The sequence below is a fragment of the Sporosarcina sp. FSL K6-1522 genome (assembly GCF_038622445.1).
Lineage (GTDB): Bacteria > Bacillota > Bacilli > Bacillales_A > Planococcaceae > Sporosarcina.
In genome coordinates this window covers 1,266,973-1,283,304 of record NZ_CP152019.1, presented here as the reverse complement: position 1 = coordinate 1,283,304, position 16,332 = coordinate 1,266,973, and the positions used below count along the sequence as shown (strand labels likewise).

11 protein-coding genes, 1 rRNA gene and 1 riboswitch are annotated in these 16,332 nt (G+C 43.7%); all 12 genes read right to left on the bottom strand.

From position 1 onward, the window contains the following. Window positions 1-47: 47 nt before the first annotated feature. A 16S ribosomal RNA gene (locus MKY34_RS06250) occupies window positions 48-1,599 on the bottom strand. Between the two features lie 462 nt (window positions 1,600-2,061). Then, window positions 2,062-3,396: an NCS2 family permease gene (locus MKY34_RS06245; protein ID WP_342514345.1), complete on the bottom strand. Its 1,335-nt coding sequence runs from the start codon at window positions 3,394-3,396 to the stop codon at window positions 2,062-2,064. Window positions 3,397-3,487: 91 nt separating this feature from the next. Continuing rightward, window positions 3,488-3,589, bottom strand: a riboswitch (purine riboswitch). Between the two features lie 171 nt (window positions 3,590-3,760). Continuing rightward, complete coding sequence (gene guaA, locus MKY34_RS06240; RefSeq protein ID WP_342514344.1) at window positions 3,761-5,095, bottom strand: glutamine-hydrolyzing GMP synthase; 1,335 nt, start codon at window positions 5,093-5,095, stop codon at window positions 3,761-3,763. Window positions 5,096-5,153: 58 nt separating this feature from the next. Further along, window positions 5,154-7,337 (bottom strand): DUF4129 domain-containing transglutaminase family protein, encoded by a 2,184-nt coding sequence (locus tag MKY34_RS06235; RefSeq protein ID WP_342514343.1) that lies wholly within the window; start codon window positions 7,335-7,337, stop codon window positions 5,154-5,156. Then, window positions 7,334-8,557 carry a DUF58 domain-containing protein gene (locus tag MKY34_RS06230; RefSeq protein ID WP_342514342.1) on the bottom strand — a complete coding sequence of 408 codons (1,224 nt, stop codon included), beginning with the start codon at window positions 8,555-8,557 and terminating at the stop codon, window positions 7,334-7,336. Before MKY34_RS06230 ends, MKY34_RS06235 begins: the two co-directional genes overlap by 4 nt. Next, window positions 8,557-9,504: a MoxR family ATPase gene (locus MKY34_RS06225; RefSeq protein ID WP_342514341.1), complete on the bottom strand. Its 948-nt coding sequence runs from the start codon at window positions 9,502-9,504 to the stop codon at window positions 8,557-8,559. The genes MKY34_RS06230 and MKY34_RS06225 overlap by 1 nt, the downstream gene beginning before the upstream one ends. A gap of 481 nt (window positions 9,505-9,985) precedes the next feature. Further along, on the bottom strand, window positions 9,986-10,807 hold the full coding sequence (nadE, locus tag MKY34_RS06220; RefSeq protein ID WP_342515204.1) for an ammonia-dependent NAD(+) synthetase: 822 nt from the start codon (window positions 10,805-10,807) through the stop codon (window positions 9,986-9,988). Window positions 10,808-10,825: 18 nt separating this feature from the next. Beyond that, on the bottom strand, window positions 10,826-12,295 hold the full coding sequence (locus tag MKY34_RS06215; protein WP_342514340.1) for a nicotinate phosphoribosyltransferase: 1,470 nt from the start codon (window positions 12,293-12,295) through the stop codon (window positions 10,826-10,828). 141 nt (window positions 12,296-12,436) lie between these two features. After that, window positions 12,437-13,300: an ABC transporter permease subunit gene (locus MKY34_RS06210; protein ID WP_342514339.1), complete on the bottom strand. Its 864-nt coding sequence runs from the start codon at window positions 13,298-13,300 to the stop codon at window positions 12,437-12,439. Continuing rightward, window positions 13,300-14,085 (bottom strand): ABC transporter permease subunit, encoded by a 786-nt coding sequence (locus tag MKY34_RS06205; protein ID WP_342514338.1) that lies wholly within the window; start codon window positions 14,083-14,085, stop codon window positions 13,300-13,302. The genes MKY34_RS06210 and MKY34_RS06205 overlap by 1 nt, the downstream gene beginning before the upstream one ends. 11 nt (window positions 14,086-14,096) lie before the next feature. Continuing rightward, the gene (phnC, locus tag MKY34_RS06200; RefSeq protein ID WP_342514337.1) at window positions 14,097-14,861 is read right to left on the bottom strand and encodes a phosphonate ABC transporter ATP-binding protein; all 765 of its coding nucleotides are present in this window, start codon (window positions 14,859-14,861) and stop codon (window positions 14,097-14,099) included. A gap of 281 nt (window positions 14,862-15,142) precedes the next feature. Beyond that, a complete protein-coding gene (locus MKY34_RS06195; RefSeq protein WP_342514336.1) occupies window positions 15,143-16,165 on the bottom strand; it encodes a PhnD/SsuA/transferrin family substrate-binding protein in 1,023 nt (340 codons plus the stop codon). Between the last annotated feature and the right edge of the window lie 167 nt (window positions 16,166-16,332).

The following is a 16,332-nucleotide window of genomic DNA, read 5'->3' as shown; positions in this document are numbered from 1 at the left end:
AAACGTCAATGGATAGACCAGAGGTCTATTTCCGAAATAATCCTTAGAAAGGAGGTGATCCAGCCGCACCTTCCGATACGGCTACCTTGTTACGACTTCACCCCAATCATCTGTCCCACCTTCGGCGGCTGGCTCCCGTAAGGGTTACCCCACCGACTTCGGGTGTTACAAACTCTCGTGGTGTGACGGGCGGTGTGTACAAGACCCGGGAACGTATTCACCGTGGCATGCTGATCCACGATTACTAGCGATTCCGGCTTCATGGAGGCGAGTTGCAGCCTCCAATCCGAACTGGGAATGATTTTATGGGATTAGCTCCCCCTCGCGGGTTGGCAACCCTCTGTATCATCCATTGTAGCACGTGTGTAGCCCAGGTCATAAGGGGCATGATGATTTGACGTCATCCCCACCTTCCTCCGGTTTGTCACCGGCAGTCACCTTAGAGTGCCCAACTGAATGCTGGCAACTAAGATCAAGGGTTGCGCTCGTTGCGGGACTTAACCCAACATCTCACGACACGAGCTGACGACAACCATGCACCACCTGTCACCGCTGTCCCCGAAGGGAAAGGCATATCTCTACACCGGGCAGCGGGATGTCAAGACCTGGTAAGGTTCTTCGCGTTGCTTCGAATTAAACCACATGCTCCACCGCTTGTGCGGGTCCCCGTCAATTCCTTTGAGTTTCAGCCTTGCGGCCGTACTCCCCAGGCGGAGTGCTTAATGCGTTAGCTGCAGCACTAAGGGGCGGAAACCCCCTAACACTTAGCACTCATCGTTTACGGCGTGGACTACCAGGGTATCTAATCCTGTTTGCTCCCCACGCTTTCGCGCCTCAGCGTCAGTTACAGACCAGAAAGCCGCCTTCGCCACTGGTGTTCCTCCACATCTCTACGCATTTCACCGCTACACGTGGAATTCCGCTTTCCTCTTCTGTACTCAAGTCCCCCAGTTTCCAATGACCCTCCACGGTTGAGCCGTGGGCTTTCACATCAGACTTAAAGGACCGCCTGCGCGCGCTTTACGCCCAATAATTCCGGACAACGCTTGCCACCTACGTATTACCGCGGCTGCTGGCACGTAGTTAGCCGTGGCTTTCTAATAAGGTACCGTCAAGGTACGAGCAGTTACTCTCGTACGTGTTCTTCCCTTACAACAGAGCTTTACGATCCGAAAACCTTCTTCACTCACGCGGCGTTGCTCCATCAGACTTTCGTCCATTGTGGAAGATTCCCTACTGCTGCCTCCCGTAGGAGTCTGGGCCGTGTCTCAGTCCCAGTGTGGCCGATCACCCTCTCAGGTCGGCTACGCATCGTCGCCTTGGTAGGCCATTACCCCACCAACTAGCTAATGCGCCGCGGGCCCATCCTGCAGTGACAGCCGAAACCGTCTTTCAGAGTTTGTCCATGCGGACAAACTGATTATTCGGTATTAGCCCCGGTTTCCCGGAGTTATCCCCATCTGCAGGGCAGGTTGCCCACGTGTTACTCACCCGTCCGCCGCTAACTTCAGGGAGCAAGCTCCCTTCCGTCCGCTCGACTTGCATGTATTAGGCACGCCGCCAGCGTTCGTCCTGAGCCAGGATCAAACTCTCCATAATAGAAGAAAATGATTGCTCATTTCTTGCTGGCATCAATTAAGATGTCAAATTTGAATCCGAAGATTCGTTTGTGTTTCCTTTCGGGAAACGTTTGGCTCCGGTGCCGAAGCACTTTCGCTTTATTTCATTGACGTTTTGCTGTTCAGTTTTCAAGGTTCATTTGTCGTAACTCGCTGTCGGTTTTTGTCGTTCTCGTCGACTGCTTAATTAATATACCACCCTATAAAAAGAATGTCAACGATATTTGTAAAAGTTTTTACCAACATCTTTGATTCACCCATCAATTCACTCTAGTCATCTTGCTCAAATTGTATATCTGGCGCGCTTCCCGTAGTGTTTTCCTCATTAAAAATAAATGATAACTACATAACTCCTTCTATAAAGATTATCAATTTGTTCATCTTTCAATTATAAAAGAACGGCCCCCCTACTTAGACAAGGGAACCGTTCTAATGATAAGTACTATTTGATAAACACGAAATACAACACGAAGATAATCCACAAACCATACATAATTGGATGAATCTCTTTTTTACGCCCACTTAAAATCATCGTGATTGGATAGAAGATGAAACCAATTGCGATTCCCGTCGCGATACTATACGTTAACGGCATTGCGATAATTGTGAAGAAAGCAGGGACTGCAATTTCAAACTTCGTCCATTCTATATTTCCTAATGTCGAGACCATCAATACCCCAACAATTATTAATGCAGGTGCAGTCACTTCCGATGTGACAACCATTAGCAATGGTGAAAAGAACAATGCAAGTAAGAATAGAACACCGGTTACTATAGAAGCAAATCCAGTTCTTGCCCCAGCAGCTACCCCGGCAGTCGATTCAACATAGGAAGTCGTTGTGGAAGTTCCGAAAATCGCGCCCGTTACTGTTGCTAACGAATCGGAAATCAACGCTTTGCCAGCTCGTGGCAATTTATCATCTTTCATAAGGCCTGCTTGGTTAGCAACCGCAACTAGCGTACCCGCTGTATCAAAGAAGTCTACAAATAAGAATGTAATCACAATCACAAGAAATTGGGTCGTCATTAAAGAGCCTGGGTCTTGGAATATTGCCTCGAATGCCGCACCAAACGTCGGCGCAACACTTGGCACTGCAGAGACAATCTTTTCAGGTGTACTAATTAAACCTGCAATCATTCCGACAACTGTCGTCGCGATCATTCCATAAAAGATTGCACCTTTAATTTTACGCACCATCATAACAACTGATATAACAAGCCCGAATATCGCAAGCAATGTTGGCCCACTCGACAAATCGCCTAGTGCCACAAGCGTATTGGGATCTCCTACGATAATTTTCGCATTTTGCAATCCGAGGAATGTTATAAACAAACCTATTCCTGCACCTACTGCGAACTTCAATTGCGCTGGAATTGCATTAATAATAATCTCACGCAAACCAGTGAGAGATAAGACAATAAAGATAAGACCCGAAAACAACACACCTGTTAAAGCAGTTTGCCAAGGGATCCCCATTCCTAAGACAACGGAAAATGCAAAGAACGCGTTAAGGCCCATTCCTGGTGCCAATCCAATCGGATATTTCGCAATCAATCCCATAAACAATGAACCTACGGCAGCTGCTAATGCAGTTGCAACGAATACCGCACCTTTGTCCATCCGCATTGTGTCAGGCAAATCCGGAATCGCTTCAAGGGATAACGTTAGTGGATTGACAACTAAGATGTAGGCCATTGCAAGAAATGTCGTTATTCCCCCTACGATTTCACGGCGATAATTGGTACCAAGCTTATCGAACTCAAAGTATTTTTTCATGTATACCTTCCTCTACCTTAGATTTCACAATGAAAAAAAGAGCATACGACATGACATCGTATGCTCCCCGAACAAATCCAACTAGAAGGTTTCCCTTCCAATATGAAATCGTAGTCGAAACATTTAGGGTGTCTCGGTAGAAACTTCTGGGCCATATCCCCAGATTTATACGATATATTCCTATTTATTCAGCAAAAGGCTCCCAGCTCCATAAGTGGAGAGATAAGCGTGATTTTGTTCCCTGCTCAAGGAGTATTTAAACACGCGCTGAACAAAATAGCGCCTTCGGCGGATGTCCTGGATTTTGAATCAAGCTCGCTCGATTCAAAATCTGGACGCAATTACGCCTTCGGCGTAATTGATTTTATTCCCACTCGATTGTGCCGCCTGGTTTCGGAGACAGGTCGTAACACACGCGATTAATGTTTTTCACTTCATTAATAATCCGGTCAGTAATTTTCAGAAGAATTGGCCACTCGATTTGTTCTACCGTTGCCGTCAACGCATCTACAGTGTTTACTGCACGAATAATGACTGGATACTCATATGTCCGCTCATTGTTGCGTACGCCAACAGATTTGAAGTTAGGCACAACTGTAAAATACTGCCAAACCTTTTGGTCTAATCCCGCTAGTGCAAATTCTTCACGTAAAATTGCATCTGATTCGCGTACAGCTTCTAGACGATCAGGCTCAATTTCACCTAAAACGCGTACCCCTAGACCAGGTCCTGGGAATGGTTGGCGATATACCATATCATGCGGAAGACCTAACTCAACACCACATGCACGTACTTCATCTTTGAATAATTGGAATAACGGCTCCACTAATTCAAATTGCATATCTTCTGGAAGCCCTCCAACATTATGGTGAGATTTGACGACTTTATGTGTTTTCGTACCAGATTCTACGATATCCGGATAGATTGTTCCTTGTGCTAAAAAGTCAATCCCTTCAAATTTGCGCGCTTCTTCTTCAAATACGCGAACAAATTCATTGCCGATAATTTTGCGTTTTTCTTCTGACTCACCTACACCTTTTAGCTTGCCTAAGAAACGTTCGCTTGCATCCACGTAAACAAGGTTTTCTTCCAAGTCTTTTTCGAACATTTGAATAACGCCCTCAGACTCGTTTTTACGCATTAAACCGTGGTTTACATGTACACAAACTAATTGCTTGCCAATTGCCTTGATTAATAATGCTGCAACAACAGACGAATCTACACCGCCAGAAAGAGCTAATAATACTTTCTTATCGCCTATTTGTTTACGGAGTAAAGCAACTTGGTCGTCAACGAAATTTTTCATATTCCAGTTCGCTTCTGCTTTACAAGTATCGAAAACGAAATCTTTTAGCAATGCTTTTGTTTCTTCTTCACTTGGCCATTGCTCAAATGTTTTCAATGCTTTCGTAGAAGGATGGTCCACACTAATAACTGGAATGTTTAGAGCGTAAATTTCATTCAATACATCAATCGCTTCGCCATCAATGATATTATTTTTACCACCGTTTAAAATAATCCCTTTTACCATTTTTAACTCTTCAATATTTTGGGCTGTAATGTCATGTGGATGAATCTCACTATATACACCTAGTTCGCGAATCCAACGAGCAATTGTTGTATTCTCACTACTACCTAAATCCAATACTAAAATATTATCCTGCTTCAAGTTGATGCAACCTCCTCTTAATCCTATCATTCTACCCTTTTCCGGCTGTTTTACCAAACGTTTTATCTTCTACGATTATAGCTCAAAATCAACCCGAAGTCCTATTGATTAATTTTTTCCACATTTCCTGTAATCGTACCCAATCATGATCGGTTGTATTCCCGCCATATAAACCTTTCTCATAGGCATCCGTCAATGTTTGCATTTTGTCGTCACTAAAATGCTGATCTACCTTCAACGCATACTCCGATAGCGTCATGCCATGTGCACGCTTTAAGCCTAAACGATCCAATTGTTTCAATAAACTCTGGTACTGTTTGATAAATGTCTCCCAATCACCTGCATCAGACTGATACTTGTATAGTAATATGCGCGGCAGCCACTTCACACGAACAACAAACAAACGCCAACCGACAAGCACTAGCCCAACGAGCGCAACAATCCATAACCAATCATGCTCTTTCAACCACTTGCTTATGGATGGACTCGTCTTCCCACTCTTATTCGCTTCTTCCGGCTTCTCAGCCTGTTCTGGCTTTTTCTTAGGCGGCACGGGTTCTTCCTTGTCCGGCATTTCTGTTTCAGCAATATCCGCTACAACATCATTCTCAATATCTGTTAAATTGTTAAAACCAATCGTCGGTTCAAACGGCATCCAACCAACTCCCGGCATATAAACCTCAACCCATGAATGCGCTTCGTTATTGGTCACTTGATAAACAAGATCTCCATCATCATTTTTAACAATTTTTCCTGGCGCAAAGCCCTTCACCCAACGTGCGGGTATATCAAGCGACCGCAACATGACAACCATAGACGTTGAAAAGTTATCACAATAACCACTTTTTGTATCAAAGAGAAACTGATCGACATAATCTTGATCGTCTTTCGGTACAGCAACATTTTGTTGTGTGTAGACAAAACCATTTCTTCCAAAGTACCTCTCAATGGCCTTCGTCTTTTCATAAACACTGTCATGATCATTTGCAATGCTTTCCGCAAGCTCGCGCACACGCTCCGGCAATTGCTCTGGCAGTTGTAAATACGCTGAAAGATCTTCCCCGAGTGCATCATAGTCTGCCATTCGCGTTTCCCTTAACGTTTTCAAGCTATAATCGGGCTCTACAAAGTCAATTTCATAGGCAGCAAGCGTGCCTTCACTTCCTCCGATTTCAGTACGATACTTACCCGACAGCTCCGAATGTAGAAAAAGAACATCTTCATCCGACTGTACTGTCTCCATTCCATAAGGGTAAACAATGAACGGAAAATCTTCGGTTACTTGCAACTCGGCCCGTAAAGGAGCATTAGCTTCCACTCGCCCAAAACGTTCGCTTGTCCCCATCTCCATTCCAGGCATATATGACGTTTCTTCATCTTCAGCTGGTACTTGCTCCCACCCTTTTGATGTATACGTATTTTTCGTTTCGATTTTCCAATACTGTTTCCGCTCAACTTTCGCCTCAAAAACGACCGTGTTATCTGGCACGAACGAGCCGCCAAGCTTTGAATCATCAGGTCCATAGCCACTTTTCGCTCCCGTCACTTTGCCACCTTGCACAGCAGCCTTCATAAAGGGGACTGGATCTGGCCATACAGGCTCCTGCTTAGGGAGTACGCTAGCAAAAGCTCCACTGGCGATGACGACGAGCAGCAACGGCACGGATATAGCTATAAATGCTCCCAACGAAATTGGCGTTTGATGCTTTTCAGCCAGTCTAGATATAGCCAGTAAACCAAGTAGCAAAATGCCTGATGCCATAATTCTAAAGATGCTTCCTTCAGCCGAATAGGAACTAAATGTATCGATAAATGCAATGAATACAACTGTCATCGCGTAAAAAAGTAAAATGCTCTTTCGCACTTCAATCCAATGACGAATGAGATAAGTCGTCATCCACAACAACGCGTAAAAGAGCAACGTTCGAAAAGGGTTCGTAATTTCTTCCCAATTCCCAGTCACAATGATGCCCACATTGGACAATAGATTACTGACTAAAGGAAGAACCGTTTCCATTGAAAATAGAACTTTATCTAAATAGACATAGTGAATAGCCCAGAAAATATACAAAATTTTCAACGGAACAGCCAGCCACCACTTCGCTTCAACTATGGCGAGGACAAGGCTCAATGCAATGAAAGCAAGAAAAAATGATAAATAATTCGTATCCGTCAACGCCATGACCGGATTTAGCCATTCCCACAATAGGAAAAACGCGAGGACATATAAAAGGACGAGCAGCCGCCTATCAATTCGAGTTGAATTCATCATCTTGCCACTCCTTTTGCCACTCCATTAAATGCCTGTGCAAATTGCTCTTGTTCTAACACACGCACAGTAATTCCTCTTGACCTTGCGGATTGAATCATTGCCTCCATCTCTAGCAACTTTGGATCGTCTCGTTTAGCAACGAGTAAGCATAGAATAGATTGGGCATTGCCCACATTACGTAGCATCGTTTGGACGAACGACTCGTCTAACCTTCCCGTAATGACAACAACGCGCCCCCCATGCTGCAATAGATCGCCTCGACTTGGAGACAATTGAACCGTCTCTTCCTGCGTAGGCTGAACTTTCGCAAGATGCACAAGTGCCCGATGCAATTGCTCCTCTGATTGAATAAAAGGAAAGACAGCTCCCCCTGCACCCGCTGTCATAAATGCAAGACCTACATGCTGCTTGGCAGCTTCTTTAAGAATCGAAGCGGTAAGCTCTACCTGCTCCTCAAACATTGTCGACTGTCGACCATCTAATAGCACAAGTATTTCCTGTGAACATCGATCCTCAAATTCCTTTGTCATCAATGTTTGTGTGCGCGCAAATGATTTCCAATGAATCCAAGCTACCCGATCTCCCGCCTGATAATCCCGTACCCCTGTAGCCATCGTTGTATCTTTCACAATATGAAATGGAGAAGCCGCACTCCCTCGGTCATACTGCGTATCACTCGCCACATAGTCAATGCCAACAGTCTTCGGGTAAATCAAAATCGTATCAGTAACCGCGATAAATTTCGTTTTCCGAATCCAGCCAAAAAAGTCGGATATCTCAATTTCAATACCTCGAAGCACATGCTCGCCCCTCGGCATCTGGTCAATTTCATAGTCCCACGTCACTTCTTTACGCAAGCCTAAAACGAAAAGATGCTTTAACCGATTTCCTGCCAACGCAGCCACGTCGCGCTCTGCCCATTGCTCAGTCGCTACAGTATAGAGGAGAGGGAAACGGAATTTCCTTTTTAAGGTGACAGATACAACCAACTGTTCACCCTTTTGCACATTCGGCGTCCGAATGGTCCTTTCCACAATCAAATCCGATAGTGGATAGAAAAACAACAACATCGAATAGCACACGAAAGGTAAAATCATATAAAAAATGGTCCAACTCACTTTGCCGCCTTGAAACATCGCATAAACAAATGCCGATCCGAGTACTAACAAAATAAAAGCGAATCTACCGTAAATAGTTAGTAGCTTATTTTTTCTGAGCATTAGCTTCGAACCCGCTCAATTGGCACATGTACTTTCGTCAAAATCCGTTCAACAATTTCTTCTGTAGAAATCCCTTCGTATTTCGCTTCTGGACGTAAAATCATTCGATGCCCAAAGACAAATGGCGCTAAGTATTGGACATCATCCGGAATGACATACATTCTACCTTGCATCATCGCATAAGCCTGACATGCTTTCATCAGCGCAAGCGAACCACGTGGGCTTACCCCTAAGTACACGTAAGGATTGTCACGTGTCTGCGATGCACATTCGACGATATAAGACTTGATTGTTTCGTCAACTGTCACATCCTTGACAGACCGTTGCAACGCCCTTAGTTCTTCGAGTGATAGAACCGTTTGTAAATCAGCTAATGGTACCGCTTTTTCCGCCCGGCTAAGTACTTCGACTTCTTCCGATTTCGTTGGATAGCCCATCTTCAGTTTCACTAAAAAACGATCCAATTGTGCTTCCGGCAAAGGATATGTCCCTTCATATTCAATCGGGTTCTGTGTCGCCATCACAAAAAACGGTTGTGGAATTATAATGGTTTCCCCTTCAACACTCACAGAGGACTCTTCCATCGCTTCCAACAAGGCAGACTGGCTTTTCGGAGATGTTCGATTGATTTCGTCAGCGAGAATAATATTCCCTATAATGGGTCCCGGTCGAAACTCAAACTCCATTTCTTTCGGGTTATAAATCGAGACACCAAGAACATCGGAAGGGAGTAGGTCTGGCGTAAACTGAATGCGTTTAAAATCGGCACCAATTGACTTAGCCAATGCCTTGACCATCATCGTTTTCCCAACCCCCGGCACGTCCTCTAGTAACACATGTCCACCCGCAAGCAACGCAGTCACACTAAGTTCAGCAATATCCCTTTTGCCTATCATCACTTTATCGATATTGTTCAATATTTTCTCGATCAATTCCTTATGCGTCATCTCATTTCCCCCATCCGTATACTACGATCCAGCAATTTCCGACCGAATCAAATACTTTTTATCTTCCTTCAGCAGAAACTCCCACCTCGACAGGTGGCGAGATGAATGCGGCTTTGTTTTCCTGTTCAATGGGTGTTCAAACACCCGCTAAACGATAATGGAACGCAGGCTAAGGTCGCCACGACCGAAGAGCGGTGCCTTAATTTCTACAAAAAAGCGCAGAAATACGGCAAATCGAACCCTTCGTAGTTCGATTGGCAACGCCTGCATGACCTGCGTCTTACAGGCCCAAGCCTCCGGCGGATGTCACAGATTTTTAGAGGAGCTTTTCAAGCTCGCTCGAAAAAAATCTGGACGCAATTACGCCAAGGCGTAATTGATCCGAAAATTAACAAAACATATCTTCATAATACAGGAAATTTATCCGTGCTACAAACAGGACTCTTATAAGAAAAGGACCCCTAATCGGGGTCCTCTGTCGTCACTGCCAAAAGTCATCAAAAATGGTGATTGGCATATGTCGTTTATGTTGTGAACGTAAAAAGTAATTCTCTAATTTCTCACGCGCCTCTTCAGTTAACGCTTTTCCCTCAAGATAATCATCAATTTGATCGTACGTGACACCAAGTGCAGTCTCGTCAGGTAATGCCGGCTTCTCTTCTTCCAAATCCGCCGTTGGTACTTTCATGTAGAGATGCGGCGGACAACCAAGTTCTTGTAACAGCTGTCTGCCTTGGCGTTTATTCAAACGAAAAATCGGCATCAGATCGGCACCGCCATCCCCGAATTTCGTATAAAATCCAGTAATAGCTTCTGCCGCATGATCGCTACCAAGTACAACACAGCTATGCATCGCCGCAATGGAATATTGGACTTTCATCCGCTCCCGCGCTTTTTCATTGCCCTTGGCATAATCCGTCAGCGTTACACCTACTGCGTTCAAAGCACGCTCACTCGCATCGACCGCTTCTTTAATATTCACCGTATAGATGAGCGATGGCTCGATAAAGGTAAGCGCATCTTGACAATCTTCCTCGTCGAACTGTGTACCATAAGGCAATCGAATCGCGATGAACTGATAACGGTCTGTTCCATCTTCCTCGTTCAATTCGTTAACAGCAAGCTGCGCAAGTTTGCCGACAAGCGTAGAATCTTGTCCGCCCGAAATACCAAGCACGAAACCTTTGACAAATGCATTTTTCCTTGCATAAGCTTTCATAAAGTCCACCGATTTACGAATTTCTTCCTTTGGATTAATCACAGGTTGCACCTTCAACTCAGCAATAACCTTCTTTTGTAGCATCGTCACTATCAACCCTCCTCACCTATCGATAAAGTCTTCTACCATTTCCTGCACTTCTTGAATGTTGCGCATTTTGTTATCCCAACATTTTTGACTCAAATCGACCGGGTATTCTTCCGGATTTAATGATCGTTTATATTCATCCCACAGTAACTCCAAATTATCCGTCGCATACGCACGCATATGTTGAAGTGTCGGATTGTCGTAAATGACCTCGCCGTTTTCAATCACTTTCACATGCAAGTTTCTCGCCTCAAAATTCGTCACAAATTTTGATACGAAAGTATGGACAGGATGGAACATCTTAAGACGTTTTTCAGTCGTAGGATCTTCATCATGCATCGTAATATAATCGCCTTCAGCCTTGCCATTTTCACGATCAATAATGCGATATAATTTTTTGCGGCCCGGTGTTGTTACCTTTTCCGTTGTCGACGAAATTTTGATGGTATCTTCCATTTCACCTTCCGCATTTTCGATGGAAACGATTTTATATACTGCACCAAGCGCTGGTTGATCGTAGGCTGTAATCAGTTTCGTACCGATTCCCCACACATCTACCTTCGCACCTTGCGCCTTCAAGTTCAGGATTGTATATTCATCCAAATCATTCGAAACGACTACTTTTGCTTCTGGGAATCCAGCTTCATCCAACATACGGCGTGCTTCTTTCGATAAAAACGAAATATCGCCACTGTCTAGACGAATGCCGATGAAATTGATGCTGTCCCCTAACTCTTTGGCAACTTGAATTGCCGTTGGAATACCAATTTTCAATGTATTATAGGTGTCAACGAGGAAAATGCAATCCTTATGGCGCCTCGCATAAGAATGGAACGCCTCATATTCACTTTTATAAGCTTGCACCATGGAATGCGCATGTGTCCCTGAAACGGGAATGTCGAACCTTTTCCCTGCTCGTACGTTACTTGTTGCTTCAATCCCACCGATAATCGTCGCACGGGCTCCCCAAATCGCAGCATCCATCTCATGTGCACGACGCGTCCCAAACTCCATGACAACCTCATCTTTGACAACTTGTTTAATACGGCTCGCTTTCGTCGCAATTAGCGTTTGGTAATTGACGATATTCAAAATTGCCGACTCAATAAGCTGCGCTTGGATGAGTGGTGCTTCTACTCGCATAATCGGTTCGTTCGCAAAAACGAGTTCACCTTCTACCATTGAATAGACGTCGCCCGTGAAACGTAAATCCTTCAAATAGGCAATAAAGTCTTCTTCATAACCAAGCTCGTCACGTAAATAAGCTAAATCACTTTCGCTAAAACGAAGGTCTCGTAAAAAATCGAGAACTCTTTCAAGTCCTGCAAATACGGCATAGCCATTGCCAAATGGTAAACTTCTGAAAAATAATTCAAACACAGATTTCCGATTATGAATGCCATCCGCCCAATACGATTCTGCCATGTTAATTTGATAAAGATCCGTATGTAAAACCAAACTGTCATCTGCATATTTCGAACTCATGTCATCAGCCTTCTTCCGCATACTATTGGTACAAGTATACACCATTTCCCCAAAAATCGACTCAAAAAAAACTAGCTCCACATAAGTATGGACCTAGTTTCACTTTCGTATCAAACAATCGAACCGGTATTTTTCATACCCTTATTTCGCAGATTCGCTTCTCAAATAACGTGTCTTCAAATGAGTAGACAGCAATTCAAGTCCTATAGCCACAATCAGTATGGCATACGTGATAAACCCAACCTCACGCAAGTCAAAGTAGAAACCTGATGCCATGAATAATTCAAAGCCGATTCCACCAGCTCCAGCAGCAGCCCCCATGGCAACCGCCACGGTGAAATTCGTTTCAAAGCGCAGAAACGTCCAAGATAACAAAGAAGATGCGGTTGAAGGTAGGACGGCATTCGTAACGATATGCCACCAATTCGCGCCACTCGCACGCAGCGCCTCCAAAATGCCATCATCCAATTCCTCAAATGACTCCGCATACGCTTTAACTAAAAATGCCACTGTATGTAGACTCATTCCGATAATCGCCGCTTCACTGCCGAGCCCAGCAGCAATCGCAAAGATCAATACCCACAAAACCGTTGGTACCGCACGGACAAAGGCAATGACCACAATGATGGCATTTGACACGGCCTTCGTCGACAAATTCTTTGCAGCGAATAGCGCGATAAATAACGATATGATAGCGCCCAACATCGTTGCTAACAAGGCGAGTCCCATCGTGACACTTAGTTGATACACAGCCTCTCCTAAAGAAAAATGACTGAACGCTGGCTGTAAAAACATGACTTTTACATTATGAAGTGTCGCTGAAGTTGCTTCAATGATGGAGACATCTTTATAATCTAACGTTAGAAACCCATACACTGTTAGTAAAAGAAGCGCCACAAACGTACCTACCGTGGCAATCTGTGATTTATTCCAAACTTTGATTTTTATTTTCCCAGCATTCGTTCTTTTTACATCAAAGAGCAAATCACTTTTAGCGATGGTCATTACAATATAACCCTCCTGACATAATTCGATATGAGTTCGATTCCGATGACTACGACGACAATACTGATAGTAATAAGACAAACGACGTTATAGTTCATACTTTTATAATACAAATCGAACGCAAATCCAATCCCTGTTCCCGTCAAAATCCCAACAAGTGTTGAGCTTCGAATATTTGTTTCAATCATGTACAGCACCCAACTAATCATTTGCGGAAGACATTCCGGAATAACCGCCTTCGCCACCACTTGAAAATAGGTAGCGCCTGTTGCCCGTAATGCTTCCACCGAACTGCTACTCGTTTCGTCAATCGTTTCAATAAAGGCTCGTGTTAAAAAACCAAATGTGGCCAAAAACAAAGCAAAGTAACCTGTCAGCGCATTTTGTCCAAATGATAAAAGTAAAATTAATGCCCATGCAACAATGGGGATATTTCGATAAACAGAAGCAACAATTCTACTCAATGATCCAAAAAAGTTATTAACCTTTGTGGTATGCGATCCCATTAGCGCTAGGAGTAAAGCCAAAACGCTAGCAGTTGTCGTCGCTGTAATCGACAGAAAAATGGTCTCGATTAACTTATCCATAATCGATGGCATTTTCGTCAAAGATTGTTCCGTAATAAATAAGTTCGAAGCCATCCAACTGAACGCTTTTGGTAAAGTTTGCACACCATGCACAAAGCTAAAGTCTGTGATTTTTGCTGATATGAGCGTAATACCGATGACAATGATTAAAAAAATGGTCATATGCTGCTTCTTTTTTTGAAAAACCGCAATATCCACAACCGTACCCCCTACTCCATTATGAGCTCTCCTGCTTCAGATCCGTAGATTGTATGAATGGCAGCCGTTGTCAATCCTTCGGACGTCCCGTCATACACGACTTGACCGCTATTCAAGCCGATAATCCGATCCGAATACCTTTTCGCCACATCCACCTGATGCAAATTGACAATACAAGTGATATTCAGCTCTTTAGAAATCGTTTGCAAATGATCCATAATCACCTTGGAAGCATTGGGATCTAATGAAGCGATAGGTTCGTCACATAAGAGTAGCTTCGGCGACTGAATCAGCGCTCGTGCAATCCCTACACGCTGTTTCTGTCCACCACTCAATTGGTCGCATCTTTTATACGCATGTTCTTCCATGCCAAGTTTCTTCAGTAAATCAAACGCCTGCATCTTTTCTTCTTCCGTAAAGCGGCCTAAAACACCTTGCAGTGTCGATTTATAGCCAAATCGGCCATGCAAGACATTTTCGATAACTGTTAAACGAGAGACCAAATTATAATGTTGAAAAATCATTCCGATCTTCGTTCGATGTTTACGTAACTCTTTTTTAGACAAGGACATCACATCGACATCATCAAAACGAATTTCCCCATCTGACGTATCAATCATCCGGTTAATACAACGAAGGAACGTAGACTTTCCAGCGCCTGATGGACCGATAATCGAAACAAATTCGCCTTCGTTCACTTCCATATTGATTTCCGATAAAACCTGCTTACCTTTTTCATAGCGTTTGGAGAGATTATGGACTTGTAACAAAACCATTTGAACAACCTCCTGTATCGGTATTTGGCGCTTGTCTTTGAAAAAAAGCATGTATCATAGAAAAGCGCAAGCGCCTGAGTAGGGGCGACAAGCGCTGGAAGGCTTGAAAGTAAAGGCGTACTTTGCCTTTACTTGCAATTGAGGAAGGCAGTCTAAAGGCGCCACGTCCTGTGGCAACGACTGCATGACCTACATCCTGTAGCCCCAAGCGACTCGAGCCCCTAGGCGCTGAAGCCTAGACAACATAGAATTGCATACATGCTTTTCTACAATTACATTACTCACTTAGTCAATTCACGAATCGGATCAAACCACGCATCGTCTACTACGATGAATTTTTCATCTGCTGTCTTTGTAAATAACCCGGCCATTTCCGAGTCTTTCGGTACAAAAATATTTTCGTTATTCGAAATGTCATCTGACGTTAGAATCGTTTGGATTTTCTTAAAATCTTCTTCGCTCAAGTTGTCCATATTCGCAGCAAACGGTGCATTTAATACTGGCGTCACATTGATCAATGTAAACTCTTCACCAAGAACCGTGTTAAAAGGTTCCGTAGCATCTGCTTTCACTCTGTAAACACTGCCTTTTGTATTGGCCTCCCCTTCAGCCACTTCAACATAGTTTCCAACACATGTATCACAAAACGCAGCTACATCCGCACGATCACTCAACAAATTCACTGCAGATCCTTGATGGGAATCCCCGTACAACACCTCTTTAAAGAACGTACCGCCCTCCATTAAATCTTCCGATGTTAGGTCCTTCCATTTATCCTCTTTTGAAAAATACGAAACAATATCAGTAGATGGTACTTTAAATCCTGACGTCGAGCTGTTTGATACGAATGAGAATTTCGAGTCTACAATCTGATCAATCGAAAATTCACCATTTGTTTTATAGTTTTCTGCGTTTGCTTTTTTGACAGCTAACCAGCTATAGTAAACTGCATCATCAACCGTGCCGGATGCACCACTTGGTACGATGAGCGGTTCGATTTTGCTATTTTTATTTTTCGCTTCGATATATCCTTGCGCCCCCATAAATGCCAACTGCGCATTACCGTTCGCAATTGTTTCAATCGCAATGGCATAATCGGTTGTCAATTTATGCTCGACCTTTTTTCCCGTCACTTCTTCAATGACCTGCCCAATTTCATCACGTGCGGCTTTTAAATCGTTGCCGGATTCATTTGGATACCAAACCATCGTTAGCGTATCATCAGAATTCGCATTACCTGAAGAACAAGCTGCTAGGATTGTCACAAGAAAAATTGTTAGTAAGGTTAATAACGTTTTTTTCATAATTGGCTCCTTTTAAATAGATAGTTTGGTTGATAGATGATTTGACTATATAAATTAAACTAAAGAATCTCACTTACAAAGCTCGACGCTTGCGGATGCCTCCCGCCACAGCTAGTTGCTCCTTTGCATTTTCTGTATAATTTCTGCAAAGGGCACAGAAATTATAC